Annotated in this window: 22 protein-coding genes; 5 read left to right on the top strand and 17 right to left on the bottom strand. The window is 42.0% G+C overall.

The window, feature by feature from the left end; genetic code table 11:
- Window positions 1-16: 16 nt before the first annotated feature.
- Genes BXY41_RS02000 through BXY41_RS01990 form a run of 3 tightly spaced genes read right to left on the bottom strand, consistent with a single transcriptional unit; the run spans window position 17 to window position 4,696 of the window.
- Window positions 17-1,669 (bottom strand): ABC transporter ATP-binding protein, encoded by a 1,653-nt coding sequence (locus tag BXY41_RS02000; protein WP_104434030.1) that lies wholly within the window; start codon window positions 1,667-1,669, stop codon window positions 17-19.
- The gene (locus tag BXY41_RS01995; RefSeq protein ID WP_104434028.1) at window positions 1,666-3,390 is read right to left on the bottom strand and encodes an ABC transporter ATP-binding protein; all 1,725 of its coding nucleotides are present in this window, start codon (window positions 3,388-3,390) and stop codon (window positions 1,666-1,668) included. The genes BXY41_RS02000 and BXY41_RS01995 overlap by 4 nt, the downstream gene beginning before the upstream one ends.
- A 31-nt stretch (window positions 3,391-3,421) precedes the next feature.
- Window positions 3,422-4,696 (bottom strand): PucR family transcriptional regulator, encoded by a 1,275-nt coding sequence (locus BXY41_RS01990; protein WP_104434026.1) that lies wholly within the window; start codon window positions 4,694-4,696, stop codon window positions 3,422-3,424.
- 283 nt (window positions 4,697-4,979) lie between these two features.
- Here BXY41_RS01990 and BXY41_RS01985 point away from each other — a divergent pair, with 283 nt between their 5' ends.
- The 3 genes from BXY41_RS01985 to BXY41_RS01975 are packed head-to-tail and all read left to right on the top strand — an operon-like array spanning window position 4,980 to window position 9,339.
- Complete coding sequence (locus BXY41_RS01985; RefSeq protein WP_104434024.1) at window positions 4,980-6,137, top strand: iron-containing alcohol dehydrogenase; 1,158 nt, start codon at window positions 4,980-4,982, stop codon at window positions 6,135-6,137.
- Window positions 6,138-6,158: 21 nt separating this feature from the next.
- On the top strand, window positions 6,159-8,111 hold the full coding sequence (locus BXY41_RS01980) for an NAD(P)/FAD-dependent oxidoreductase (protein WP_104434022.1): 1,953 nt from the start codon (window positions 6,159-6,161) through the stop codon (window positions 8,109-8,111).
- A 43-nt stretch (window positions 8,112-8,154) separates the two neighbouring features.
- A complete protein-coding gene (locus BXY41_RS01975; RefSeq protein WP_104434020.1) occupies window positions 8,155-9,339 on the top strand; it encodes an MFS transporter in 1,185 nt (394 codons plus the stop codon).
- A 78-nt stretch (window positions 9,340-9,417) separates the two neighbouring features.
- Here the strand turns inward: BXY41_RS01975 and BXY41_RS01970 are convergent, their stop codons facing one another.
- The 7 genes from BXY41_RS01970 to BXY41_RS01940 form a co-directional block, all read right to left on the bottom strand.
- Complete coding sequence (locus tag BXY41_RS01970; RefSeq protein ID WP_104434018.1) at window positions 9,418-10,392, bottom strand: CPBP family intramembrane glutamic endopeptidase; 975 nt, start codon at window positions 10,390-10,392, stop codon at window positions 9,418-9,420.
- A gap of 82 nt (window positions 10,393-10,474) precedes the next feature.
- A complete protein-coding gene (locus BXY41_RS01965) occupies window positions 10,475-11,800 on the bottom strand; it encodes a sensor histidine kinase (RefSeq protein WP_104434016.1) in 1,326 nt (441 codons plus the stop codon).
- Between the two features lie 12 nt (window positions 11,801-11,812).
- The gene (locus BXY41_RS01960) at window positions 11,813-12,517 is read right to left on the bottom strand and encodes a LytR/AlgR family response regulator transcription factor (RefSeq protein WP_104434014.1); all 705 of its coding nucleotides are present in this window, start codon (window positions 12,515-12,517) and stop codon (window positions 11,813-11,815) included.
- A gap of 9 nt (window positions 12,518-12,526) precedes the next feature.
- Window positions 12,527-13,135 carry a hypothetical protein gene (locus BXY41_RS01955; protein WP_104434012.1) on the bottom strand — a complete coding sequence of 203 codons (609 nt, stop codon included), beginning with the start codon at window positions 13,133-13,135 and terminating at the stop codon, window positions 12,527-12,529.
- Between the two features lie 153 nt (window positions 13,136-13,288).
- Window positions 13,289-14,197: a glycoside hydrolase gene (locus BXY41_RS01950; RefSeq protein ID WP_278321410.1), complete on the bottom strand. Its 909-nt coding sequence runs from the start codon at window positions 14,195-14,197 to the stop codon at window positions 13,289-13,291.
- Between the two features lie 75 nt (window positions 14,198-14,272).
- Window positions 14,273-16,111: a glycoside hydrolase family 43 protein gene (locus tag BXY41_RS01945; RefSeq protein WP_278321409.1), complete on the bottom strand. Its 1,839-nt coding sequence runs from the start codon at window positions 16,109-16,111 to the stop codon at window positions 14,273-14,275.
- A gap of 12 nt (window positions 16,112-16,123) precedes the next feature.
- Window positions 16,124-17,578 carry a glycoside hydrolase family 43 protein gene (locus tag BXY41_RS01940; protein WP_104434010.1) on the bottom strand — a complete coding sequence of 485 codons (1,455 nt, stop codon included), beginning with the start codon at window positions 17,576-17,578 and terminating at the stop codon, window positions 16,124-16,126.
- 228 nt (window positions 17,579-17,806) lie between these two features.
- Between BXY41_RS01940 and BXY41_RS01935 the strand changes: the two genes are divergently transcribed.
- A complete protein-coding gene (locus BXY41_RS01935; RefSeq protein WP_104434008.1) occupies window positions 17,807-18,493 on the top strand; it encodes an N-acetylmuramidase domain-containing protein in 687 nt (228 codons plus the stop codon).
- An 86-nt stretch (window positions 18,494-18,579) separates the two neighbouring features.
- Here the strand turns inward: BXY41_RS01935 and BXY41_RS01930 are convergent, their stop codons facing one another.
- From BXY41_RS01930 to BXY41_RS01905, 6 genes are all read right to left on the bottom strand, one after another.
- A complete protein-coding gene (locus BXY41_RS01930; RefSeq protein ID WP_104434006.1) occupies window positions 18,580-19,212 on the bottom strand; it encodes a hypothetical protein in 633 nt (210 codons plus the stop codon).
- Between the two features lie 86 nt (window positions 19,213-19,298).
- Window positions 19,299-20,048 carry an energy-coupling factor ABC transporter ATP-binding protein gene (locus BXY41_RS01925; protein WP_104434004.1) on the bottom strand — a complete coding sequence of 250 codons (750 nt, stop codon included), beginning with the start codon at window positions 20,046-20,048 and terminating at the stop codon, window positions 19,299-19,301.
- 1 nt (window position 20,049) lies between these two features.
- The gene (locus BXY41_RS01920; protein ID WP_242980014.1) at window positions 20,050-20,874 is read right to left on the bottom strand and encodes an energy-coupling factor transporter transmembrane component T; all 825 of its coding nucleotides are present in this window, start codon (window positions 20,872-20,874) and stop codon (window positions 20,050-20,052) included.
- A complete protein-coding gene (gene cbiM / locus BXY41_RS01915; RefSeq protein WP_104434002.1) occupies window positions 20,855-21,868 on the bottom strand; it encodes a cobalt transporter CbiM in 1,014 nt (337 codons plus the stop codon). Before cbiM ends, BXY41_RS01920 begins: the two co-directional genes overlap by 20 nt.
- A gap of 105 nt (window positions 21,869-21,973) precedes the next feature.
- The gene (locus BXY41_RS01910) at window positions 21,974-22,504 is read right to left on the bottom strand and encodes a YcxB family protein (RefSeq protein WP_104434000.1); all 531 of its coding nucleotides are present in this window, start codon (window positions 22,502-22,504) and stop codon (window positions 21,974-21,976) included.
- An 85-nt stretch (window positions 22,505-22,589) separates the two neighbouring features.
- The gene (locus tag BXY41_RS01905; protein WP_104433998.1) at window positions 22,590-23,111 is read right to left on the bottom strand and encodes a nitroreductase family protein; all 522 of its coding nucleotides are present in this window, start codon (window positions 23,109-23,111) and stop codon (window positions 22,590-22,592) included.
- 141 nt (window positions 23,112-23,252) lie between these two features.
- On the opposite strand from BXY41_RS01905, the gene rsmH reads away from it, so the two are divergent.
- A complete protein-coding gene (rsmH, locus tag BXY41_RS01900; protein ID WP_104433996.1) occupies window positions 23,253-24,302 on the top strand; it encodes a 16S rRNA (cytosine(1402)-N(4))-methyltransferase RsmH in 1,050 nt (349 codons plus the stop codon).
- A 96-nt stretch (window positions 24,303-24,398) separates the two neighbouring features.
- Here the strand turns inward: rsmH and BXY41_RS01895 are convergent, their stop codons facing one another.
- Window positions 24,399-26,183 carry a collagen-binding domain-containing protein gene (locus BXY41_RS01895; protein ID WP_104433994.1) on the bottom strand — a complete coding sequence of 595 codons (1,785 nt, stop codon included), beginning with the start codon at window positions 26,181-26,183 and terminating at the stop codon, window positions 24,399-24,401.
- Window positions 26,184-26,285: the final 102 nt, after the last annotated feature.

The raw sequence follows: 26,285 nt of genomic DNA, 5'->3' as shown, positions 1-26,285 counted from the left end.
CCATTTTATTAAGACTTCATCTTACTGATGAGATTTCAATTTTTCTATTGCATAACCTTACACCGGATTCCCGGTGTGAGATAATGAGGGCTGTTTTATTCTGTATCAATTGTTCTGCCGCCTGTAATACGAACCGTTCTGACTCATAATCCAATCCGGATGTGGCTTCATCAAACAGAATAATGGGAGCATCTTTTAAAAATGCTCTTGCAATTGCTATCCGCTGCCGTTGTCCAAAGGATAATTTACTGCCTTTATCTCCCACTACGTAATCGTATCCTCCCGGCAGTTCCATAATGAAATCATGGGCACAGGCTGCCTTCGCCGCCTGAACAATCTGTTCAAAGGACGCTTGTGGGTTACCGAAACGTATGTTTTTTTCAATGGTGCCATAAAATAGATATGGCCGCTGTGGTATATATGCAATCATCTGGCGGAGTTCATTTGCTCCGTATTCCTCCAGACTCTTTCCATCGATTGCTATATAACCTTTATCCGCATTATAAAATCCCAGCAATAATTTAAAAATGGTTGATTTCCCGCAGCCCGACCTGCCGGTTATAACTGCCACCTCATTCTGGTTAATCTGCATATTAAAATGATTCAGTACTTCTCTGTTGTTTTTGTAGCTAAAATCCACATTTTTAAACTCAATAAAACTCTGATTTTGATTCTCCTCCAGCCGGTCTGGTACATGGATTACTTCTTCCTCCATAGTTAAAAAAGATTGAATGCGTTCCAGGCTTGCAATATTATCAAAAAGTTCCGGGAATCTCTTTCCTGCTGATAAGGCAGACCAGATAATACTGGATTCCAGATTCATAAGTGCCACCAGAGTACCATAGGTTGTCTTCCCCGACTGTACCATAACCGATCCGGCAACGAGAAATACAATGCTGCATAATACAGTAAAACCACTGTTCATAGCCTCTAAAAATGCACCAATTTTCTCTCTGTTAAGGGCATTCCCTGCATATTCTTTATTTGCAGTACGAAATTTCCCGGATAAAACCTCATTTAACTGGTATTCCTTAATGGTCAATATTCCGGATAAAATATCGGTTGACCGTTCTGACAGTTTAGCACTTGCACCAGCTGTCAGACGGCCGGCTGTTTTCACCCGTTCTGAGAAAGCAGCATTGGCCAAAACACAAAGGAGAGAAATAAAAAGCAATAACATGGTCAAAGTATGATCCAGAAGAAACATGGGAATCACACTGGTAATCAAAGCGACAATGGGATTAAACGCTTCTTTGTATTTAGACCGGTAAAGTTCTTCTGCCTTATTTATATCATAGATCATCTGTGAAAGGAACTCTCCGCTGTGGCTGTTTTCAAAATAGGAAACTGGCAGCCTTGTTTTCTTTTCCATCACACTTCTTCTAAGCCCGGCCTGGAACCGGAGAACACATCGTCTGTATATGTATTGGGACAGGATTGATGTTAAAAAGGACATAAAAAACAGTCCGGCATAAAGGAACAGCTTTTCCTTCATATGTTCATAGTTCCCACTGACAGAAGCATCAATGAGCACCTGTGGGATCAGAGAAATTGTAATAGCCATTCCTGAATAGCCTAATCCCAAAGAAAGAAGAAATACAAGATACAGTCTCTTTTCTTTCCCCAGATAGTCCAGTGCCTCTTTTATCTGAGACAGGTAATGTTTCATACCAAATCCCTCCCCATACCATTCTGACTGTGAAATAATTGATAATAAAGTCCTTTTTTCCCAAGCAGTTCCTGGTGACTTCCCTGTTCTTTCAATTCCCCGTGATCCATCAGATAAATCCTGTCATAGTCCAGGACTGTATTCAGCTTATGAGCAACGGAGATAATGGTTTTGGAACTTAATGTCCTTTCAATTAATTCCGTGATTTCCTTTTCTGATTTTGGATCAAGAGCCGAAGTTGGTTCATCAAATATAATCACTTCACTGTTTCTAAGAAGAGCCCTTGCTATGGCAAATCTCTGCCTCTGCCCTCCCGACAGATTGACCCCATTCTCTTCCAGTATGGTATCATACCCCTCAGGCAGGTTTTCGATGAAAGGAGCAAGCCCTGCGTCTCCTACCGCTTTTTCCAGCTCTGCTCTGGTTGCACTGCGGTTTCCGTACAATAAGTTTTGTTCTATGGTATCCGGAAATAAAAACGTCTCCTGAGAAACAATGGAAAAGCACCCCCGCACCAGTTTTATATCCAGATCTGTAACCTGAGTTCCATAAAGAAGGTAATTTCCCTTCTGAGGCTCAAACAGTCCCAGTATCAGATTCATTAAAGTTGTCTTTCCGCTTCCGGAACCTCCCACAAAAGCAATCCGCTCTCCTTTTTTCAGTTCAAAAGTCAGATCATTTAAAATAGGATTTAAACCATCATAAGAAAAACAGATATCCTGGAATTGTATCACCGGGTCAGAAAAAGGAAGGCTGGTTACATTGCCTCTGCTGCTTTCTTCCGGTGCCTCTAACAGTCTGCGTAACCGTTCTGCACTGACTCCTGCTTTATTCAGTTCCACTAACACTGACGTAAAATTGCTGATGGGGGATGAAATAAACCCCAGCAGAACAAGAAAAGAAATAAAGTTTTCCGCTGTTAATGCTCCCTCTATCACCATACCTGCTGCAAATATACTGCAAAACAAAACAGGCAGGCAGCGAATCATAGAGCTGAAAGCATTTGTCATAGCCTCTTTTTTCTGCCGTTTTAAATCAGCCTGATAAACCTTCCAAATATTGGTATCAATTTCAGATAAATTTATCTCCTGTAAATTATAGCTTTTCTCTGTCTCATAGCATTCAAACAGTTCCTGAGTTTTAGCAGTAAGTGCATCCTGCTGTTTCTTCTTTTCTCTGGTAAAACCGGCAATGCTGTTTAAAAAGTTATGATACAGTATGGTGGTAAATGGAATCCAGATCATGGATATTAAAGTAAGCTTCCAGTCAGTCGCAAGTAAATATACAAGAATTACCAAAACGCTGATTCCATTTAAAAAAACAGAAAACAAAAGCTGCTCAAAGTATCTGCTGACATCGGAGATATCTTCATTCAGTTTATTTAAAAAAGTTCCCTTCTGCTGACCCATAAGATAATCATACCGCATATTCATTATCTTTTCCATTACATCCTGCCTTAACCTGCTGGTCATGTAAATACTTAATCTTCCAGTTACCAATTTGGAACTATAGATTACCATAACCCAAACCAGTGTCAGACAAAGTATCTGGGCAATCTTTTCTGCCAGAAAACTGCTTTTTCCCGCCAGAGTGCCCTTAATTACATCTTTTAAAAATTGTGAACACAACACTGTCATAAAAGAATTAAGTAAGGATAGCAGTAGTGCCAAAACTATGCCTTTCTTATATTTACTATAATAATGAAAAACGAAACGTAACATATTCCCCCCAGTATTCAGCCTGTCCCTGCTTTTATTTCAATAGATTTGATTTTCCTGTTTCAGTCAGATAATCAAATACAATAAACGACAGATGCAGACGAAAAATAGTTTTATCAGAAAAACTAAGATCCGTAAGTTCAATGATCTTGTTAATCCGGTACTTTAATGTATTGTAATGAATATGAAGTGCCGACGAAGTCAGAGATAAATCCTGATTGTTTTTTAAATACTCCTTTAACGTCGGGCACAATTCACTGCTGTATTCCAGGTCATGCTCTTTTAAAAACCTGATAGCAGGGTGGATTAAAACCACCGGATCACTATGCTCTGAAAACAGGCTGACCATATGATGAATGCAGAACTCATCATATAAAGCTACCCGCTCTTTATGGTTTGTCTCCGTACTGAGTTCCAGTGCAGTGAGTGCCTGGTGATAAAACGATTCAAACTTATAAATTTCCTTAAACGAATTGCTGATGCCTGCTTTAATATCAAAATCGGCGCATAATTTTTCCAGATTAATCAGTTCATTTTCAGAAAACGGTACTTTTGTTTTGTAATCATAAAGAATAATCAGATTCCCTTTAAATGTAATGACCGTTTCCCGATTCAAAAAATTCTTCATTTTTTTCTTTATAAAATAAATTTTATCCGTAATCAGTTTACGGGTCCCCAGTACAATTACCGACAGATTTTCATAGAGCTTTAAGCCGAAGCGGTTCACTCTTTCCTCAATGGCATATTTGTCATACAGACGCTGGGTGAGCATAGAAGTCAGGAGTGTATCGATCAGTGAATCTTCCTGGTCTGACGTTCCCATGGAGGTATTCATACAGATTGCAAGAAATTTGCAGAGAATATTCAGCTTATTCACATCTTCATCCGTTATGGGTTTGTTGTATTCCAGAAGCTTCAGATAACCAATGGGAATTCCGTTTCTGTTCACCTTTCCAACCAGCTGCCTGTGATGAAGGAGTCCTTCCTGCCAGATGAATCTGGAGTCCCCGGTCGACCACTCTTCACCGGGGTCATACTGGGAATTATCACCGCTTAAGATATACTTCACGTATTCCTCCGTCACATAGCCTTTGGAAAGAGTCCAGTCCCAAAGCGGTTCATCCGTGATCAGACCACCTCCGGTCTGTGCAACAAAGCAAAGGGCAACATCAACCAGCAGCACAGGATTACCCAGCTCCTGATAACCGATATCCAGCAACAGCTGTATATTATGACTGCTGTTGGAGGCATCAAGTAGTTTGTTAATAAAATCATCGGTATTTTTTCCAGTTTCAGAATCAGTCATCATAAATCGTCATCGCCTTTCATTTTCGCCTGGTAAACAAATGTGATGCATTCATAAATTTTACCATACTTTCCACGCAAACGGTTGTAAAATTTCAACAAATCGCACAGACGGCGTTTGTCATTCTGAAACAAACGCCGTCTATCTTATAACAACAATACTTTGTTAAAATTTTCATAATCTGTGCCATTGTAGGCACTCATTATAATTGCTACACTGATTGCAGAGAGATTGTTATTATAGTAACAAACATTTTCTACTACTATCTTAATAAGGAGATGCCACAATGTCAAGATATTCACAATTATGCCCGGTTTATTTCGGACCAGGGGAAGTAAACAACACAGGTGCCATAGCAAAAGAATTAGGAATGACCCATGTACTCCTGGTAACGGAAAAAGCAATTGCAGAGACTGGAATTCCTGAGAGAGTTATGGACAGCCTATTGCAGAGTGGAATTAAAGTCAGCATTTATGACGGAGTAAAAATGGACGCCCCGGATACTACCGTTATGGAAGGCGCCCAGCTTGCAGAAAGCATTGGTGCAGACGCAGTAATCGGATGCGGTGGCGGCTCCAGTCTTGATACGGCCAAAGGTATTGCCTTATATGTTACCAATAAGAAAAACGTTACTATTAAAAAAATGATTCATTTTGATCCAGCGAATCCACTTATATTAGCACCTGCCCTGAAAACAATTATGATACCGACTACTTCAGGAACCGGTTCAGAGTCCACTTTTGTAGCTGTTATTACTGATACAGAAACACATCAGAAATGTGGCTGTATCGTGTGGGCAAACGCTGCTATCGTAGATCCCGACTTAACACTGGGACTGGGTAAAACAATTACTGCCTACACTGGCATGGATGCATTTTCCCACTGCAACGAATGTCTCTGTAACGTAATGCCAAACCCTCATTCCGACACGTTAGCACTGAGCAGTATGGAACGAATTTACAAATGGCTTCCTGTGGCTGTGGACGACCCAAACTGCAAAGAAGCTCGTTATAATCTGGCCATCGCCAGCAACTTTGCAGGTATCGCATTCCAGGATTCCCAGGTAAATGTGGGACATGCCATGGCACATGCACTGGGAGCCAGATTACATATTCCTCATGGTATCGGCTGCGCCCTTGTAACTCCGTCTGTAATCGAGCTGGTCGCTGCAGCAAGGCCTGAAATTTATGGAAAAGTAGCGGAAATATTTGAACTGGAGATTTCTTCTGTTGAAGAGCTTCCCACAAAACTTGCAGATGCAGTTCGTTCGTTCAACCGCAGAATCGGAATTCCTTCCATGAAAGACCTTGGCTTTACCAGAGAGCAGGTTCTATCCACTGTTACATACGCACTTGGCGAAATGATGCGCATGGGATGTATTGTTCCCCAGGATGAAGCTGTCCTCACAGATATGATGGCAAAGGTTTATGACAATTATCAGTAAAGCAAAAAGAAAGGATTTACTATGAACTATCCAAATTTATTTTCTCCTTTAAAAATAGGCTCTTTAACAATCAGAAACCGTGTGGTCATGGGAGCAATGGGCAACATGACTGCCAATCCGGATCAGACCGTTTCCGATAAGGAAATCGCATACTATGCTGCCCGTGCAAAGGGCGGAGTCGGACTTATTGTTAACGAAGTAACCCGCGTAAATGATGAACACGGTATGATGGGCGACCGTCAGACTTCTGTCACTGATGACAAGTTTATTCCCGACCTCACAAGACTGGCCGATGCGGTTCATTATTATGACGGTGCCATCTTCGTTCAGCTTCACCACCCGGGCCGCCAGACCGCAGTACCAGGCGGAATGTGCGCAACCCCCAGCGGAGTGAAAAGTCTGCTGATAAACTGGCCCTGCTTTGAGATGACCACCCAACAGGTAGAAGAACTTGTAAAACAGTTTGTGGACGGTGCAGAACGGTGTAAAAAAGCCGGAATTGACGGAGTTGAGATCCACGCTGCCCACGGCTACATGCTCAATCAGTTTCTCTCTCCCTACACCAATAAAAGAACAGATAAATACGGCGGCAGCCCTCAGAAACGCGCCCGCATCATTCAGGAAATTGTAACAGGGATTCGTGAGAGACTGGGCGACTACCCAATTATGCTGAGAATATCAGCAGATGAATTCCTTGAGCGCTCTGTATTTCCAATTCCAGAGAATGAAACAGGTTTAAAACTGGAGGAATCCATTGAAATCGTTAAATATTTAGTACCCTTTGGAATTGATGCAGTCAATGTCTCTGCAGGCGTATACGAGACCATGAACGAAGCATGGGAGCCAGTTTCCTATCCGGAAGGCTGGAAGGTATATCTTGCTGAGGAGATTAAAAAAGTAATTGATGTTCCCGTGTTTGCAGTGGGAGTGATCCGTAATCCGGAATTTGCGGAACGTATTATTGCCCAGGGACGCACCGACGGAGTGACCATTGCCCGCGGACTTCTTGCCGATCCGGAATGGTGCAATAAAGCAGAGAGCGGGCGCACTGATGAAATCCGCCGCTGTATCTCATGTCTTAACTGTATGGAGACAATGTTTGACGGCATTAACTGCTCTGTCAACCCACGTACGGGACAGGAGTGGTTTTATAATGACATTGAAAACAATGGTAACGGGCGCTGTATTGCAGTAATCGGGGCTGGTCCTGCTGGCATGGAAGCCGCCCTGACACTTGCTCAGAGAGGTTTTGCTGTTACATTATTTGAAAAATGTGATCACCTTGGCGGTCAGGTATGGCTTGGTTCAAAACCTCCATGCAAAGAGAAAATGGGCTGGATGGGTGAATACTATGAAAGCATGTTCCAGAAGCTGAATGTGGACGTTCGCCTTAATACTCCCGCCACAGCAGAGGAAATCAAAAAGCTGAACCCTCATGCAGTGTTTGTTGCGACCGGTTCAAAGCCAGTCATTCCCGGATCTATTCCTGGTGTCAGTGGTTCCAATGTCTATACAACAGAGGAGATATTAAGCGGAAAGACCACATTTTCTAATAAAAAAATAGCAGTTATCGGCTCCGGACTGACCGGCATGGAAACTGCCGAACTGCTGGCAAGCATGGGAAACACTCTGGAAATTGTGGATATGGCTGATGAGATCGGACCTGGAGCTTACTGGCAGCCACTGACTGATATCAAGAAAAAACTGGGTGCTTCAAATCCTGAATATTATCCCGGCCATAAGCTGCTTGAGATACTGCCTGACGGAGTTATTCTGGAAGATAAAGACGGAAATAAGAAGACTCTGGCTGCAGACGCTGTGGTACTTTCACTTGGGGTAAAACCAGAGAACCGGCTGGCTGATGAACTGAAAAAAGAATTTATGAACGTAATCGTGATTGGCGATGCCAACCACATCGGCAGAATCAAACAGGCCGTTGCTTCCGGTTACCGTGAAGCTTACAAGCTTCGCTGAGTAGAACGCAGTCAGAACAGGTCATTATTGAGAGGGGACTTTTATGTTTAAGGGTAATATCAAAACAGTGATAGGGATTTTGTTTCTGGGACTAATATCAATGGGGGCAATGGCAATTTCCGCTGGTTTAAGCAGTATTGCAGCAGCTTATCCGGACGTAAGCATCGAGACCATTCAGACACTGATCACGATTCCGGCTCTTGTTATTGTTGTAGTGAGTTTTCTATCCGGGCCAATTGCTAATGTAATTTCAAAAAAGACACTTTCCCTGATTGCTCTGTGCATCTTTACAGCAGGCGGATGTATCCCGTTTTTTTCTGATTCCTTTACGGTACTGTATCTTTCAAGGTTACTGGTGGGTCTTGGAATCGGTTTACTCCAGCCCCTCAGCCAGGCGATTATTTTTGAAAGCTTTGCTGACGCACCTTCAGAAAGAGATACCATACTGGGCTGGTTAAACAGTTCCGGCTCAGTAGGGAGCATTATAATGACCATCATTGGGGGAATTGTAGTTGTCATAAGCTATAAATACATATTCCTTGTTCATCTTCTTGGTCTTGCAGCATTTTTCGGTGTATTGTTCTGTCTTCCCCAGGATCAGCCGGTTCGGAAGAAAAAAGAAGGTACTGCCGGACAGAAGATGAAGCTTCCAGGGGCAGTGTTCTACTGGTATGCAGTCATATTTGTCTACATGACATTCCTTCACTGTTTTGCGGTAAACTTATCCCTGTTTGTAGAAGGGGAAGGAATCGGCACTGCTGCTATATCCGGAATCGGTCTTTCCATGCTCACCATCGGTGGCTTTGTCTGCGGAGCGGTCTATGGAAAAATTGCAAATGTGCTTAAGAAATGGACTCTGCCGGCAGGCTTTCTGCTTTCTGCTCTCGGTCTTCTTTCTATGGCTATTGCATACTCGCCGGTTCTTGTCTATGTTTCAGGCCTGCTTACAGGTGTGGGTATGATGATGGTATTTCCACAGATCATCACCAATATTATCTCCAGCGTTTCTCCGGCGGCCATTACTTTATGCATTGCTATTAACGGCGCTGTTGTTAACATCGGTCAGACACTGGCTCCCTATGTTGTAACAAGAGTATCTTATATTCTGGCTGGTGACAGCGTACGCGGCCGCTATTATGTATGTACTTTAATACTGATGCTGGTATTTGCTGTTTCTGCAGTGAGAACCATTGGCAGAAGAAGTCCGGGAGACTTAGCTGCCGCCTGATGCAGTAATTATAAACAGATCCCGCGTTTTGTCCATAAAAGTGCCCGCCTCTGTCTCAAGTAGGCGGGCACTGAAATTTTAAACCGGCAGTTTTTCTATTCCGGATATTCCTAAGTATAGTTGAAAGGCAAAAAATATCAGAAGCCATATAGAAGAACATGTGACTCCCAGCAAGCCCCGTTCAATCCTGGTCTCCTTCATTTCCTCTCTTAATTTCTCCCGATTCATCACCATCAGATGCACTGTTCCTGCCAGGAACGCACCCTCTACGGCATAAAATACCATAGACTGCACGGATACATTCATGCCTGAAATCAAACGGGTAAATAATTCACCAAATACAAAATTATTTATAATATGCAACAATATAGACCATTTTATAGAATAGTTCATAGCCGTATATCCAAGCACCAGACCAACCATCACTGCGAAAATACTCTGAATCAGATTTCCATGAAACAATCCAAAGATGACAGCAGACATTACTACCGCATATCTGGCACCATACTTTTGAAACCCTCTCATTATGAAACCTCGGAAAATAATTTCTTCTGAAACAGGTCCGATGAATGAAACGTATATCAACATAGAGAACGTACTGCTGTTAGCAGAAGCGTTTTCAATCTCTCCCAGAATACTGTAACCAAACTGGTTAAAGCCAAGCTCCATACCTCCGCCTAATAAGCTGAAAGCAGCCTGTGCGGACATAAATACAGTCAATAGAATCAGGAATGACCTCCAGGTCATTTTATTTCTGTTATAAAACACCAGCTTGCGGCAGTCACTTTTTCGGAAATAAAAGAATAGAAAAGCAATACCCAGAATTACAGCAATAATACTGGAATTACCACTCTTCATGGCCTCATCAAGAACCGCATCCATATTAAAATCTGCGTTGCGGGAAACGCCAATGATTCTGCAGGTTATATCAACAATTACAGTAAGAAACATAATCAGTTCGTATAGAAGAATGCCCCGGACTAATTTAGATGTATTTTTTCTTATCTCCCTTTTATTCCATTGTTTTTCATTTGTTTGGGAATCACAACTCATTTCTTTTGTCTCCTTTGCTATATTTCAAGATTTATCATAGCTCCAGATATCTGCTCATAGTAATTTTTGTTGTGAAATGTCACTATCGTGTTGTGTTGTGCACAAACAAAAGGATCTCCAGTACAAAATACGTAAGATCACCATCAGCTTCCAGACGATACTCCATGTGTCCCTTATATTTTTCCACAGCCATCCTTATATTTAACAGACCAAATCCATGATTGGAATAATCCCCTTTTGACGTAACGGGCAAAAAGGCAGCTCCCCTGTACTTCACCGGATTGCGGAACATAATCCACTGCATCTCACCTTGTTTCTTAAACCGGATTTCCAACACCTTATCCGATATACGACTGTCCCTTAATGCTTCTATCCCATTGTCTGCAGCATTGGAAAAAATAGTGCAGAGATCAATGGGATTCACCGGCAGATATCCAAGTTTTCCATCAATTGATATGGATATGTTATTATTTGAAGCAATCGACAGCTTCTCATTCATGATGGCATCTACAATATCATTTCCGGTGTAAAGCTCTTTTTTTATGTTCTGTATCTGTGCATTTAAATCCATCAGATAATTCCCGGTTTCCTCATATCTGCCCTGCTGAATCAGATTGTATACACAGCTGATATGGTTTTTCATATCATGATATACTCTTCTAGTCTCTTTCTGAGTTTCCTGATATGCTTTAAAATGCTCCAGCTGTACTTTCAGATAATGTTCATTTAAGACAGCGGCCTGCTGAAAATAAATCTTACCATTTCCCTGTATCACCATTGCAATAATGGATGCTTCCAGAAAAACAATAATGAAAATGCCAGATCCCACAAAGCATTTTGAGTAAAAAGATGCTATTTTAAACTCATCCACACACACAATCAGCATTGTGAAAATAAATAGAAACAGACCGGTCATATTGATCAGATTTCTTTCCCAATTAGAAAGTGTTCGATTTATAACTGATTCATCAAAATGTTTTTTCACCTTCCAAAAAAACAAGACAAAGCCAGTCAGGAACAGGACATCGTAAATCCACATCCATGCAGATGAATGGTCAATGGTAAAAACCATGGATTCAGAAAAAAGAAAAATAAGAGAGACCGGCAGGATCAATAACGAAAATATCATACCTGTGATGGGCACTGTTATAAATATACCTCTGATCTTTTTAGACTTTCTTGTAAAAAAAATCAGCCCGCTGAAAAATACAAAAGGCAAAGCAATCAGGGCAAGGCTTTCATTATTCATAAAACAGACTAAAACTTCACAGAACAGAAAAAGTATCAGATAGATACTCCACGAACGGACATGATGTAATAATTGCTCAAAATAGATATACTTACCAATTAATATCATTATCAATAATAATTCTGTGCACCCCATTACTATGTATGCTTTTTCTAACATGACTCACCTGTCTTATCCTGATATCCGTAAATAATTTAATACTGCTTCTTTTAATCCATCCCGTTTTCCTCTGCTGACGGGTATTTTATAGCTGTTCTTCATGATGATTCTTTTACCATCAAAGGAACTCACAAACCCCAGATTGATCAGATAGCTTCTGTGAGGCTTGAAGAATAAATTTTTTGGCATCTGCATTTCCAGCTCACTGATTCTTTTACGAATCAGATATTTTCCCTGTTCCAGGTAAATATGGATATAAACATTCTCACTATGCACATACTGTATATCTGCCCAGTTTACCAGAACGGTATTTTCACCGTCCTGGAAAGAAACCCTGCCACTCTGCATCCATAATTTATTATAATCATTTAATGCTTTTTCCAGTTTCTCCACCTGCAGCGGTTTTTCCAGGTAACGAAATGCATCCACTTCATACCCTTCCAAAGCATATTCCCTGTGGCTGGTTAAAAAAATCACCGGCACGGATGGATTGATATTCCGAATCAGTCTTGAAGTCTCTATTCCATTCATGCCCGGCATTTCAATATCCATAAAAATCAGATGATATTCATATGGATGATCTCTGAACTTCTCAATAAAACTCGTACCAGTACAAAAATCTTCTATTTCAATCTCCAGGATACCATAATACGATTCCAGCCTTTCCCGCAGGAACAACTGAAACGCTCCATCATCATCACAAATTGCTGCTTTCACCGTATCTCCTTACTCATCCTTCTGCTGCAATAACACCATTCCACCCTTACGCTTATATCCAGTCTCCCACAGCTCATAGAACGAGAGCCAGCGAAATCCCCCGTAGGTAGCAATTTTAACATAAAATTCATTCTCAAATTCTTTATATCCCACCAGCATAAACCAATGCCACACCAGATCCTTAAAATTCACATTCTTATGGCGAAGCTGTAAAATAGGAATTGGAATTCCCCTGTCAATCTGATCTTTCACTTTAGCTGCTGCTTCCCTTGGGGGAGTATCTCCAGGACAGCCGGACAACTGTATCTTCTTCTCATTTACATATTCTAAATATTGATTAAATCCATCCATAAACACTTCCAGCGTATCAATCCCTCCAAAGCGCGGTCTCAGATACGGCTTCATCGTGCTGGAAAACCTAATGTAAGCTTCCTTGTCAAGTTCCTGGATATCAGATGGATACAGATGAGTTCTGTTGTGATGGAGCGCCAGATTAATGCAGACATCACATGCAGCTGCGGCTCCGCAGCCGCCTAAATGCATCATCGGATCCCGGAACCAGTCCTGATTTCCCCCGAAGGAATCTCCAATACTGAAATAGGGTAATTCTTTCTTCATCTTTCTCCTCTCTCATTTTCATTATAAGCGTATTATAATACCAGTTTCCCAGCCCGTAAATACAAATCAAAATACTTAAGAATTTAGCCGATGAAACAGGGCACCCTGACTGACTGTCAGAGCACCCTGCCTCATTCATTTTTATACGCCTGCTTAACTTAAGCTGGTTACGAAGGTTGTGACACTTCTGGCTGGAAGCTGGGCAGTGAAGGCATTACCGGATACACGGTAACTGGAACCTGCTGCAAGATTTCTGCTTCCGTCTGTGATCCAGGAGGATACCGAACCTCCCGTACCGTTCTGGAAAGTAAATTTCTGACTGACAGCAGATGTATTCTTATTAATTGCTACAATCACTGCCTTATTATCTCCTTTGTAAGCGGAAATATAAACACCATTTGACGGATTGGCTGTAGCGTCTACCCTCACATAGCCAGGTCTGACAAATTTGGAGAAATGTGCCATATTATAGCCTCGTTTGCTGATTGTTCCGTCTTCCTTCATGGGACCATACTGTCTGCGGATATACCACCATACGTAAGCCTGAAAATCACCTAAAACCATAGCATTGTGAATGTGATAGGATACCTCAAGTGCCTCCGGCCATAAATCAGCTGAATTATTATTGCTGTTTGGATAATATACCTCCGTCATCCAAAGCTCCTTATTTGCCCCCTTCTGCTTGAAAAGCGGATAAGAGAAGCTGCTCTCCGGTGTACCATAAAGATGTGCTCCAAGAATATCCATGTTGGCAAGAGCCTGAGAATCATTTAATATGGGGTCTGACATGTTCTTCATATAAGAAAATGATTCCGGTGCGATGACTTTGCAGTTAATAGATCCCGCATAATTTTTCATGAAGTTCAGCATTTCAGAAGGAGTCCACCAGGTCCACGTATGTGCATAATCGGGCTCATTCTGAACGGATATGGCGTAAAGCTCCACCCCATTGTTCTTCATAAAGGTGACAAAATCATTGAGGTGCTGGGCGTAGGCACCGTACTTATCGTACTTAAGCCGTTTCTGATTTGCTACACCGTCACGGGTGAAAGTCTCTGCCATATCACTGGGCGGATTCCATGGTGATGCAAATAGTAAGGCTCCTTTTTCCTTTGCCTTCTTCGCCGTCGCCAGTTCTCAGCTCCAGTTGTTCTTATTTTCATCAATATAAATTCTTAAAATACTAAATCCCAGCTGGTTAGTTCCGTTTCCAAATGCAGTCTCTCTCTGAGCCGCCGTCAGATCGCCAATCCATGCAGGGTGGTTGATTCCTCCGTACCCCCGGATCAGCTGTTTCTGTGCTGCCAGATTAATTGCTGCATCTCCGCCTGACGCGGATACAGCCATACTTGCTTCCAGCATATCTTCTGTTACGGCTGCCTCCATAGTACCTGTTGTTTTTCTGTTTGAGGAGACAAACCGGAACCAGTTTACATCAACGTATCCACCAGCTGATGCTGTGTTAAAGTTGTAGATACCAAACTTATCTCCCTGGAAGAACCCAAGGTCAAACGGCATATTCAGCTGCCCTCCAAGCTGAGTGAAATTCACATTGTCTGTACTGTAGGAAAAGACTGCCTTATCTGTAAGAAGATTAGCATTGGCCCGTAAGTACACAATATTACTGCGAAGTTCAGGACCATTGGTAATCACTCCCTGGGCATCTTCCTTAGCGTTGATATTGGCAACGATCTTTTTTACACCAGCGGACTTCACCACTCCAATGCAGCCATAAGGAATGTTTAACAGGCAAAGTCCTGCCTGATCCCCATCTGCCATATTGGCAGTATCCAGCTCAATGGTTCCCTGGCAGTCCGGTCCCTGAACTCTTTGGGTAAGTGTATTCGTTGCTCTCCACAGATTATTGGCCTGTTTTGCCCGAAGCCGTAAATATCCCGGTCTCTCGCTTAGTGACCATTTGCTGTTGTCGGGATAATGGTTCCACTGCCACTGAACTCCCAGAACAGTGGAATTAAATTCATCACTGTCAGGAATCGATACTACCGGATAAGAAGCTCCCACATCTGGTTTTCTGTACGTAATGGGAACACTTCCCATAGGATAGCTCTTTCCCCCGATTGTCACATTCTTAATGGTAGACGGATCCCCCAGCACCGGCCAGTCATTCTGCCACTGCATGGGTACCAGAATATCACGGCGTCCTAAGCCGTTTCCATCCTGAAATACATAGAACCACCACTCTCCGGTGGGTGTGTCAATGGGACCTCCCTGATGAATCTGGCTGCCGCCTGGTATCCTGGGCCCATTTAAAAGGATTCTCATTTCATAAGGCCCGTAAATATTTTTAGACCGCAGACAATAAGTATAGGATTCTGGTGGTGTAGAATTCCGGAATATATAGTAATACCCGTTCTTTTTTATAACATGAGTGCCTTCCACCAGATACTTGCCGGTAATTCCTTCAATACGGGTGGATACTCTGCTGTTTACCACAGACTTATAATCCCCGCTCAGTTTACTGATCTTCACATCATTTGCTTCTGAAATAATATATCCGGTTCCATCATCATCAAGAAACAGCGCCGGATCATGAAATCCCTGATTAAACACTGTTTTCGTATAAGGGCCTGCCGGATTGGTGGAAGTACACAGAATAAATTTGCCCTGTGCCTGATAAATTCCCACATAATAAACACCGTTACGGTAAGCAATGGTAGGTGCCCAGCATCCATGCCCATAATCCTCAAAATTGTTAGTGAGGGTATAAGATTTCCCGGTTCCATTTAAATCTGCCGTCACATATCCGATTATCTCCCAGTTTACCAGATCCCTTGAATGCATGATTGGGATGGAAGGAAAGGACACAAACGTAGAGCTTACCATATAAAAATCTTTTCCAACCCGAATTGCCGCAATGTCAGGATAATCCGCATTTAGTATTGGATTGGTGTAAGTACCATTTCCGTTATCTGACTGCCAGGCTGCTTTTATTGTCTCATTCATACTATTATCCATAATAGATCCCCTTTACGAAAACTGCCAATAGTCAAAATTAAATAAGTTTCCGCTGCCGTTTCCGGTAAACGCAAAGAACAGTTTATGTACTCCTGTAGCACCGCTAATTGTTGTTTCTACTTCTCTCCAGTTTTGCATGCCTCCGGTATTAGGTACAGTAAGAGTCCCCACCAGCTTACCGGTCTCGCTGTCCAGACGAACTTCAATCTTACCTCCGGAAGTTGAAGCAACGTTAGCCTTAAAGCGTTTGGCACCTGTGGAACCAAAATCTGCATTTCCTACACCAATCCAGTCTCCGTTCTGAATTCCTGTCACATCCTGATTGTATACAGGGCCTCCACCAGCAGAGCACTTTTCTGTTAAAATTCTTCCATTCCAGCCAATGGTTTCTGCTTCCACCCGCTTATATGGATTTAAATTGGAAAGCTGACTCACTCCTGCATAGTTTGCTGCAACCTCACCAATGGTTCCATCGCTGTTATGGAACAACTGGTTAATGTGAGGAGAACGGTAACCTTTACCGGAACCATATAATGCAAGACTCACGGTCTGAGTATGATAAACTACGTACCACTGATTCTTAAACTGGAAAACACAATGATGGTTATTGCCTCCGCCTCCGAAAAAGCTGCCCGGATTCTTTAAGAAATGACCTCTGTAGGTAAATGGTCCCATTGGACTGTTGCTGGTCATATATCCGATTTCTCCTGGAGGAACGCTTCCTGGGTGAGAGCCGGAAAAATTAATGCAGTAAGAGTAGTAATAAACCCCGTTATATTTGTGGATTCCTGAATCTTCAAACATGAAAGGAGCATCAATGGTGGAAGCGCTTCCCACAATACTGATCATATCCTGGCCCAGCTTAAGAACTCTGGCAGTCTTTGGATTTGCCCACTGGGACTGTGACGGATTCTGTCCTCCCGGAACTCCGCCGCCGCAGTACAGATATCCTGTTCCGTCACTGTCTACAAAGACAGCCGGATCAAAGAGCCATACCACACCGGAGATGCCTGGTGTACTGCCTGATACCAGCGCTCTGCCCAGTGGATCACTCCATGGACCAATGGGGCTGTCAGCCGTCAATACGCCGATGCCGTTTCCGCCGTTAGCGAAATAAAGGAAAAATTTGTCCTTGCCATTGATATTTTTCACCGCAGCTGCCGGTGCCCAGGAGCCGCCTGCCCATTTTGCAATTCCCTGCCCTGCGTTAGCACCGTTTGCACCTGCTACCGGAATGGCTCCATGATCGGTCCAGTTAACCATATCTTCTGACGATATTACAAAAACACTCTTTAAATTATTAAAACTGTTTTCTTTGATTGATCCATCTGCGTTGTACTCATAATTGTCGCTGGACATATAGATGTAAACTCTTCCATTGTAAGTCAGGGCAAACGGATCTGCTCCTAAGTGGTGATCGATCAGAGGGTTGGAATTACCGACTGATTTTGCAATTGTTTTATTCATCTTTTATTACCTCCTGGATTTTTAAAATTTCAAATGGCCCCCCTTAGCCGGCATAGACGGAGAAGCAATTGATCTGCAAATCTACCTGTTAAAAAGAATGGGGGGAGAGATTTGTAAACTAAAAAATTATTTATTATTTAATAAACGTTTAAAGTTTACAAATATGACTGATATCTCCTTTTTTATTACTGAATTTGCAAATTTAAAGTAATAAAAGGAGATAAGATTATGGCAGATTATGATAACTCTGGATATGCTGGTAAAGCTACTCTCACCGCTCTTGATAATGCCACCTCTGACGGCAGTTCCGGAGCCAGCGCAGCCGCAATAAACCTTAAAAAGAAATTTGGATCAATTATTTCTTCCTTTGCCTCTAAGTACTCCATTGGGGATGACGTGTTAGGCGGCTTTATTCTCACAGAATCTTCCGGATCAGGTTTTACCAGCGGAAAACTATTAATCCGTTTTGAAAACCATATTTTCTTAAAGAATGTTTCAAACGCCTCCAAGACCTTTAAAGTTGAGGATAAAGTACATTATTATTACAAAAATGGAACATGGAATAAAACCCACACCGGAAATCAGGCCAGTGAATACGATGCATTTAATCTGGCAATTGGAATTAACGAATACTACGCTTATTATTCCATTAGTATGGGTCTTCCCCATATTATGGGCTTTCACTATGAGGTCACAGGTTTTAGTTCACCAAAGGCTATGTTTAATGACTTTAGCATTAGCGAAGACAACCAGATGAAAGGCTTTTGTACCTTTATTGCAAAGTACAGCAACGGTTCTCTGATAAAAACCTGCCAGTCACGGGATTTTAATAAGATGGGAGCAATCTACAATGGAGATGGAGTCACCTATGGTCCTAAGCTTAAAACAAATGCAGCCGATTACACAAAAGCATAATCATATTAATATAAAAACAAACGCTCCCAGTGTCCTATGAACACCTGGGGCGCTTGTTTAAAATATGCCATATAATCAATCAGAAATTATTTGTTTTTCAGATAATCGTAAATGTGCCCCATGCTCATATCTTTTTCTTCAATATGATCATTTACATCATCTGTCATATCCTTCGCCAGAATAAATCCCTTTTTGTCCGCGAGGAATATTCTGGCTTTGGGACGGGGCTCCATCCCCTGGGGACCGGCACCGGTAATGTAGTTAATAATAACAATTACATCCTTTATATTATCCCCATTTACATCATGAAACGCCACCGACTCCACACTGTCAAAAAGCCCGGCATATTGATCCGTTTTATTATTTTCACCATAAAAGGGAAATGCAAAAACCACCTTACCATTTTTCATCAGGTAAAATGAAACATCTTCAAAATCCGAACCAGCTGCAGGACCGTATGACACAAACCTTACATCTCCCCAGTCGCCCAGTTCAGCATGAAAGGACTGCTCAAGTATAATCCGGTTTTCATCAAGCCTCACATCTAAACCGGACGAATCGTCATCACCGGATGATGCAGTTTCCGTTTCATATTTAATATCAATACCACTGATAGATTCTGACTCCTTAGGGATATTCTCAGCCTTTTGCTTCTGACAGCCCGCAGTTATACTTAAAGTCAGTATTGCCGCGGCAATTAACATCACCTTTCTTTTCATACGTTTTCCCCTTAAACTATTATGAATCAATAATTATTATATCTTTGGCTAATCAACGAATCAAGTCTTTCCACCTAAATAGAAGACTACACCTTGTATTGATAACACGAATCCACAAGATTTACCCTTTTTAACAGTTCCACATCCGTTAACAGCTCTTCGGTAACCATATCTGCCACAATGGTATGGGATTCTCCAAAGAGAACAGCCCTATTTGATATTTCATGCACAAGCTCAAGATTATGAGTGGAAGTTATTAAAGTCTTCCCTGCTTTGTTTAACTTCTTCAGAAAATCCACAAGCCATCTCTGCGTCTTGGGATCAAGTCCGTTCATTGGTTCATCAAGAACCAGAACCTCAGGATTTAATGACAGCACGCAGGCAATCGCAACTTTCCGCTTTTCTCCTCCGCTTAAGTGATATGGTATCCTATTACGGAATTCCTGTATCCCCAGCAAAGCAAGACAATCATTTACCCGATGTTCCACCTCTGATTCTTCAAGGCCCATCTGCCTTGGCCCGAACGCCACTTCATCATAGACACTGGAACAAAACAGCTGCGTATCGGAATTCTGAAATACGAATCCAATTTTTTGATGAAGAAGCTTTGAAAATTTTTCATCCTGAAGTTTTTTATGAGTGACTTCTTCCCCATGAAACCAATAGCTTCCAGAGTCTGGAGAAATAATTCCATTTAATAGCTTTAACAGAGTAGACTTGCCACAGCCATTTGCCCCCATTAACGCAATTGCTTCCCCTGTTTTTATGCTGAGATTAATGTGATCCAATGCAATCATATCCGTATATGAAAAACAGACATCCTTTAGTTCAATCATGTTACACCCTTCCAAAGTAAATAAATAAAGTGAAAAAAACAGCAATTATTCCAATATAGAGGTAATCCCGCCATTTAAACTTTGATTTATCATTTAAATGATATTCTCCCGTAAATCCTCTGCATTCCATGGCATGATACATATCCTCGGCCATTTCTTTGGACTGAAGAAATACAGTTCCTGCAATTCCTGCCATTGACGAATACTTGCTGCGGTTCTTTCCCACAGACCGAAGCTTTAATGCATAAAACATATTTAACGAGAATTCACCCAGCATATAAATATATTTGATTGTAATATCAAGTATGAATATAAAAATATCAGGTAAATAAAATCGTTTCAGTGCCTGAGTCAGTGCACTCCACTTTGTGGAATGAGAAAGCAGACCCATGACAGTGATTGTAGCAAACACCTTTGTAGTAATCATGATACTGCTATAGGTATTACCCAAAATAAATGCCGGCAGCATAATAATAGCCGTAAAAAAAGTAATACCCATACTTAGCTTCAAGATTACTATCATATGCGTTGTATCAGTCATGCTTAAGACTGCCAATAACCAGACATTTACAATTATAACGAATACAAAGCTTCTTGTGAGTGAAACCAGTAAAATTAAAACGAGTGTGCCTAAAACCTGAAGAGGTACATTCATTTGAAAAGCTGTTTTCCCTGGTGAATCCTGTTTTTTTATTCTGGATAACACCTTAAATACAGACAGGATACTTTTATTAACAAAAGTATCCTTATCGGCTGACGGTATGTAGTTCTCGTTTTTTAAAAGCCATTCCGGCATATCATTTACTTTAATTTCTGTATGATCCAACGTTGTTTCCAGCCTTGTCTTTTTTCATATTACCAAGTATCTTAAAGAAAATAATCATGATTGCCACTCCAGCAACTGCAGACAATAAATATCCTGCCACTTCCGGCAGTCCGCTCACTGCATAATCCGGCATAACGGCACTAAAATTAAAGCCTTCCTTCATACCGTGAGGAACAAATCCCAAAGCATTTCCCCCGGATACTACCTCCTTAATTTCATCTGTCCCCCATTCTCCCCATGCAGTTCCTGTTGCCAGAAGCCCCAGCGGAGTAAAGCAGATAAGCCCTGCTACCAAACCGTAAACAGCTCTCGTCTTTTCTTTGGCACCCTTATAAAATGTACCTGGAGATACTTTTTTTATGTAAATGACAATTGCAGCCGTAAAAACAGCTTCCACAATTCCTGCAACCAGGAGATGAGGAATCAGCATGGCAGGTATGGAAACAGAGAGGGGGTATGGACAATAAAGTGCCTGCCCCGCGCCATCTTTAAATAAAAGGGGCTGAATTCCAAATTCAATGGCGGCACAGAGTGCAGCTACATTAATTCCGGCATAGGAACCCAGAATAATACCCAGGTATTCCCCTTTTTCTGACCTGACATGGTCTTTAATAAATTTATAAATATAATATCCAAAAAACGGCAGAACAAATGCCATATTAAAACAATTTGCCCCAAAAGCAAGAATACCACCGTCGCCAAATAACAACGCCTGAATGAAGAGCGCAACCGTAACACTGATGCAGGCGGCATAAGGCCCCATCAAAACAGCCAATAGTGTACCACCTACAGCATGCCCTGTTGTTCCTCCTGGAAGCGGTACATTAAACATCATAAGAAGAAATGAAAATGCTGCCCCCACACCAAGCAGGGGGATCTTTGCTTTAGGAATTTCTTCCTTCACCTTCCTGATTGCCTTTGTCCAAACAGGAACCATGGCAGCACCCATTGCGGCACAGGTCGACGGGCTTAAATAATTGTCTGGAATATGCATGTTCTTACCAACCTTTCATAATTTTACTTTCTGCTAAGTACAATTATAAAACGTTATTTGATCTCAACAAGCCCCGGTGGAGGATATAATTTTTTATTTTTTATGTTAACTTGTGACCCTGCTTTCGTAAATTCTATCTGCAATAAAATTTTTGAAATCCTTTTTGTCTCCAATCACAAAGCTGTCCTGGGGAATCCGGATAACAAAATCTGAATTATGCCATAGATAAAAGTATTCATTGTCTTCTGTTATTCTTTTAATGTAAGAATATTCGTAAACGCTTTCTGTATTTCCTTCTTGTACTTTCATTACATCAGCAAAAGTTGTGGATCTGATCCATTCAGCTGAATCCAGCGACTTTCGAATACTATTATAAAACCTTGTATTTACTCTGTTACGCTGATAAACAAACTTATAAGTAAAACCTGCACCAAGACCAAGGAACAAACAAGATCCGATCCATTCTTTCATTAAGGCAGATATCAATGCGCATAGTAATGATATAATAAAAAACAAGACATTTCTGTTTTTCCACGCCCCAGACTTTCTTTTTGCTTCCTCACCAACAGGATTATTACAAAAATATAAATACCTGTCCAATGTCATAATAAATTCACTCTTAAATATAATCTCCATTTTATCCCCCCCTGCTTCCAATTCAGCCCTACAGCAAAAGCTTTTTTCATTCCATTCGATCTTTCAGCAAATTTTATCTAAGTAATTAAAATTTGTCAAAATGCAGCTTTTCCCGCTTGAGCATATCTTCTTCATACGGTTTCTTCTCTTCAGCAGGATAACCAATGGCAATCAGGCATTCAACACAGTACTGTCCAGGTATTCCCAGAACTTCTCTGATATAATCCCCAGCTGTTTCCTGCTCTTTATGAAATCGTTCCCTCACCTGAATCCAACAGGAACCAAGACCTAAATCCTGAGCTGTTAACTGAATTATTGTTGCAGCTATGGACGCATCCTCAACCCAGACATCGCTTAATGTATGATCCGCAATTACTGCAACTGCAAGAGGCGCACCTGCCAAAAATCCCGAACCAGGATCTCTGCTTTGTGAAAGCTGGTTTATTATTTCTTTATTGGTGACTGCTACAAATTCCCAGGGTCTTATGGAGCGTGATGAAGGGGCCAGCAGCGCACTTTTTAGTATGGTATCAATCTTTTCCTGTTCAATCTCTTTGTTTTGAAATTTCCTGATGCTTCTTCTGGATTTTAAAATATCCAATAACATAATTTTACCTCCCATTTAATCATAGATAATTACATTATATAACGAAATAAAATAAAAACAATCATTTGCCATTCTGTCATGGGTTTGTTATCATGTAAGCAGATACATTTATAAAAGATATTTAAAGAAGGTGGAACAAAAATGGATAATCAGGAACAAAAACATCAGCGCCGTCCCAGATATAAAGGGACTCATCCAAAGGCTTTTAAGGATAAATATAAAGAATTGAATCCGGAACTATATTCTGATACCGTTGCCAAGGTGATTCAAAAGGGCAATACACCAGCTGGCATGCATCGCTCTATCTGCGTACAGGAAATACTGGATATTTTAAAAATCACCCCCGGCGAGACCGGATTAGATGCAACATTAGGCTACGGCGGTCATACGTTAGAGATGCTTAAATGTCTGGATTCAAAAGGGCATATGTATGCAACCGATGTGGATCCTATCGAATTACCCCGGACACGGGAACGCCTTCAAAATCTGGGTTATGGTCCGGAGATACTGACAATCAGGCAAACCAATTTTTCCAATATTGACGAGATAATTCCGGAATCGGGCCCCCTGGATTTTATCCTGGCTGATTTAGGTGTATCTTCCATGCAGATAGACAACCCGGATCGGGGATTTTCATTTAAAACCGAGGGACCTCTTGATCTGCGGCTGAATCCGTCAAAGGGAATCTCCGCTGCTGAGCGTTTAAAAACCATTTCCCAAAATGAATTATGCGGAATGCTTTTAGAAAATGCAGACGAGCCTCATGCTGAAGAAATTGCCCGTGCGGTGACTTTAGCAATTAAAAAAGGGGAAGAGGTAACAACAACCAGCCAGCTCCGGCAGATTATTAAGGATACGCTAAAATTTATTCCGGAAAAGGACAGAGAGAATGAAATTAAAAAATCCTGTCAGCGCTGCTTTCAGGCGCTGCGGATTGATGTGAATAATGAATTTGAGGTGTTGTACGACTTTTTAGAAAAGCTTCCGGATGCTTTGGCCATAGGGGGACGTGTGGCGATACTTACTTTTCATTCAGGTGAAGACCGTCTTGTAAAAAAATCGTTTCAGCGTCTCCATCGAAGCGGTATTTATAAAGAAATCGCACCTGATGCAATCAGACCTTCAGCAGAAGAATGTAATTCCAACGGACGTGCCCGGTGTGCTAAATTACGCTGGGCTATAAAATCATAACACTAAACGTATATATTCTCCCATAAAAAAACTGCCGCAATCGAGTAAATAAACCGCTTGCGGCAGTTTTTCATAATCCAAAATACATTATAATATTTAATCAATCATGAAACTGGCTACACCAATGTTATTCAGTGTAATAATTGGCTTACACCAGAATGTGTTCCAACAGTTCTCACACATCCTTACTTTTAAAATATAGCAGCCATCATAGGGAGCTGCAAATTCAAAGCAGCCACAACCGCAGATCTTGATACAGAACATCATTGTATCAACATCATTGACCCTCTTGTATAACTTTACTTCCCAGTCATGGAAATCACCGCAGCCGCAGCCCCAGATACATCCAGCAATAATACCTGGCTTAATCAGACATTCCTGGCAGACTGGACATGGCTCTGGCTTTGGACATTCCGGACAGACCGGACAGACCGGACAGGGTTCTGGTTTCGGACACTCCGGACAGACCGGACATGCTGGACATGGCTCTGGCTTCGGACATTCCGGGCAGACCGGGCATGTCGGACAGGGCTCAGGCTTCGGACACGCCGGACAAGTCGGACAGGGCTCAGGCTTCGGGCACACCGGACAGGTCGGGCACGGCTGAGGTTTGGGACATGCCGGACAGGGCTCAGGCTTCGGGCACACTGGACAAGCAGGGCATGGTTCCGGCTTGGGGCAAGGCGGCGGAGTCGGGCAGGTCGGGCATGGCGGCGGGGTCGGACATGGCTCAGGTGTGGGACATGGCGGCGGGGTCGGGCATGGTACAGGTGCAGGGGGTGCCGGACAAGTCGGACATACCACAGGCTGCTCCTCATTTCCCGGTGATACCTCTGGCACTTCTGGTGCCGGAACCTGGCACATTACGCCACCCACAAAGGGGTAATAATGAAATTCAAAGCCGCTGGCCGCATTGACTGCAAATGATCCTAACGCCGCATTACCGCTTACATGACCGCCAGTGGGATGGGCATGGAACATTGCCTGGGGCGCCAGTATACTTCCCCAGATATCGGAGGATTTTTCCATATAAATGTTTGTGGCATCCTCAAATACATACAAAGTCCGGTTGGCTTTGCTCTCTTCTCCATAGAGACCATATTGCAGGTGAGCATCAGGACCTGTTCTCAGCCTTACGATCACATTACTTCCTTCGGGAACTTCTGCACGGATCCCTTTGTTAACCAGACCGTTTGGTCTTACATCAATGAGGAATACATTCTGTACAGGATCATTTCCCCTTAATATCCATTCGTAATTATTATCTACTACAGTTCCGGTTGGTGTTAAATTATCAATACAGTTTTTATAGTATCCAATTCCGTTCTTTGCATCCTGAAAGAATTTTGAAACGTTTGCATTGATTCTGCCTGCAGGTATATATCTTGGAACATCATAGCTGGAAATTAGATAATGATTTCCTTTGTCTGATGGTGTCCAATACTGACTTCCGCCATTGGCCTGATATAAAGCTGCCAGTTCTTTTGCCTGATCCGCCTTTCCACTTTTTCCAATTAAGTATGTGCTTCCCTTGCCTGCACGGAAGCCGCCGCCGACAACCGTATGGCCTACAATCACCAGTGGCTCACTCATTGCCACATTGCCGCCAACGAGAAAACGCACCAGATCCGGTGAGTAATTGGCATCTCTGCTGCCCTTATCTCTGGAAAACCCCCCGCTGAAACCTCTTGGGCTGTAAAAACTTCCTCCAATGGCCACAGGTCCTTCCACGTCAACAATGTTATTGGCATCATTAAATACAATAACATTTAATTTGGAGGCTGGACCAAAGGGCTGACCCTCTATATCATACCAGTTTATATTATCATAGGGTAATCCAGCACTCGCTAATGCTCCACTACTATAACTACTACCATCCATATAAACTCCTGTAAACTGCTCCGATTACATTTTTATTCTCAGTTCATTTTATTCCTATGGATATGGTTCTGTGCCGTTTTTTCGTGTTATTAATTATATTTT

It is taken from the genome of Lacrimispora xylanisolvens, assembly GCF_002934545.1.
GTDB classification, from domain to species: Bacteria; Bacillota; Clostridia; order Lachnospirales; family Lachnospiraceae; genus Lacrimispora; species Lacrimispora xylanisolvens.
The sequence above is the reverse complement of the archived record's forward strand: the minus strand, read 5'-3'. Positions and strand labels throughout refer to the sequence as shown.

Excerpts from the sequence above, each read along its gene's own strand:
- BXY41_RS02000 (WP_104434030.1), bottom strand. The coding sequence starts at position 1,669 with ATGAAACATTACCTGTCTCAGATAAAAGAGGCACTGGACTATCTGGGG.
- BXY41_RS01970 (WP_104434018.1), bottom strand. The coding sequence starts at position 10,392 with ATGAGTTGTGATTCCCAAACAAATGAAAAACAATGGAATAAAAGGGAG.
- BXY41_RS01925 (WP_104434004.1), bottom strand. The coding sequence starts at position 20,048 with ATGATTGAACTAAAGGATGTCTGTTTTTCATATACGGATATGATTGCA.
- BXY41_RS01940 (WP_104434010.1), bottom strand. The coding sequence starts at position 17,578 with ATGAATAAAACAATTGCAAAATCAGTCGGTAATTCCAACCCTCTGATC.
- BXY41_RS01980 (WP_104434022.1), top strand. The coding sequence starts at position 6,159 with ATGAACTATCCAAATTTATTTTCTCCTTTAAAAATAGGCTCTTTAACA.
- BXY41_RS01955 (WP_104434012.1), bottom strand. The coding sequence starts at position 13,135 with ATGAAGAAAGAATTACCCTATTTCAGTATTGGAGATTCCTTCGGGGGA.
- BXY41_RS01950 (WP_278321410.1), bottom strand. The coding sequence starts at position 14,197 with ATGGCAGAGACTTTCACCCGTGACGGTGTAGCAAATCAGAAACGGCTT.
- BXY41_RS01965 (WP_104434016.1), bottom strand. The coding sequence starts at position 11,800 with ATGTTAGAAAAAGCATACATAGTAATGGGGTGCACAGAATTATTATTG.
- BXY41_RS01995 (WP_104434028.1), bottom strand. The coding sequence starts at position 3,390 with ATGTTACGTTTCGTTTTTCATTATTATAGTAAATATAAGAAAGGCATA.
- BXY41_RS01910 (WP_104434000.1), bottom strand. The coding sequence starts at position 22,504 with ATGGAGATTATATTTAAGAGTGAATTTATTATGACATTGGACAGGTAT.
- BXY41_RS01985 (WP_104434024.1), top strand. The coding sequence starts at position 4,980 with ATGTCAAGATATTCACAATTATGCCCGGTTTATTTCGGACCAGGGGAA.
- BXY41_RS01895 (WP_104433994.1), bottom strand. The coding sequence starts at position 26,183 with ATGGATGGTAGTAGTTATAGTAGTGGAGCATTAGCGAGTGCTGGATTA.
- BXY41_RS01930 (WP_104434006.1), bottom strand. The coding sequence starts at position 19,212 with ATGAAAAGAAAGGTGATGTTAATTGCCGCGGCAATACTGACTTTAAGT.
- cbiM (WP_104434002.1), bottom strand. The coding sequence starts at position 21,868 with ATGCATATTCCAGACAATTATTTAAGCCCGTCGACCTGTGCCGCAATG.
- rsmH (WP_104433996.1), top strand. The coding sequence starts at position 23,253 with ATGGATAATCAGGAACAAAAACATCAGCGCCGTCCCAGATATAAAGGG.
- BXY41_RS01905 (WP_104433998.1), bottom strand. The coding sequence starts at position 23,111 with ATGTTATTGGATATTTTAAAATCCAGAAGAAGCATCAGGAAATTTCAA.
- BXY41_RS01990 (WP_104434026.1), bottom strand. The coding sequence starts at position 4,696 with ATGATGACTGATTCTGAAACTGGAAAAAATACCGATGATTTTATTAAC.
- BXY41_RS01945 (WP_278321409.1), bottom strand. The coding sequence starts at position 16,111 with ATGGATAATAGTATGAATGAGACAATAAAAGCAGCCTGGCAGTCAGAT.
- BXY41_RS01975 (WP_104434020.1), top strand. The coding sequence starts at position 8,155 with ATGTTTAAGGGTAATATCAAAACAGTGATAGGGATTTTGTTTCTGGGA.
- BXY41_RS01935 (WP_104434008.1), top strand. The coding sequence starts at position 17,807 with ATGGCAGATTATGATAACTCTGGATATGCTGGTAAAGCTACTCTCACC.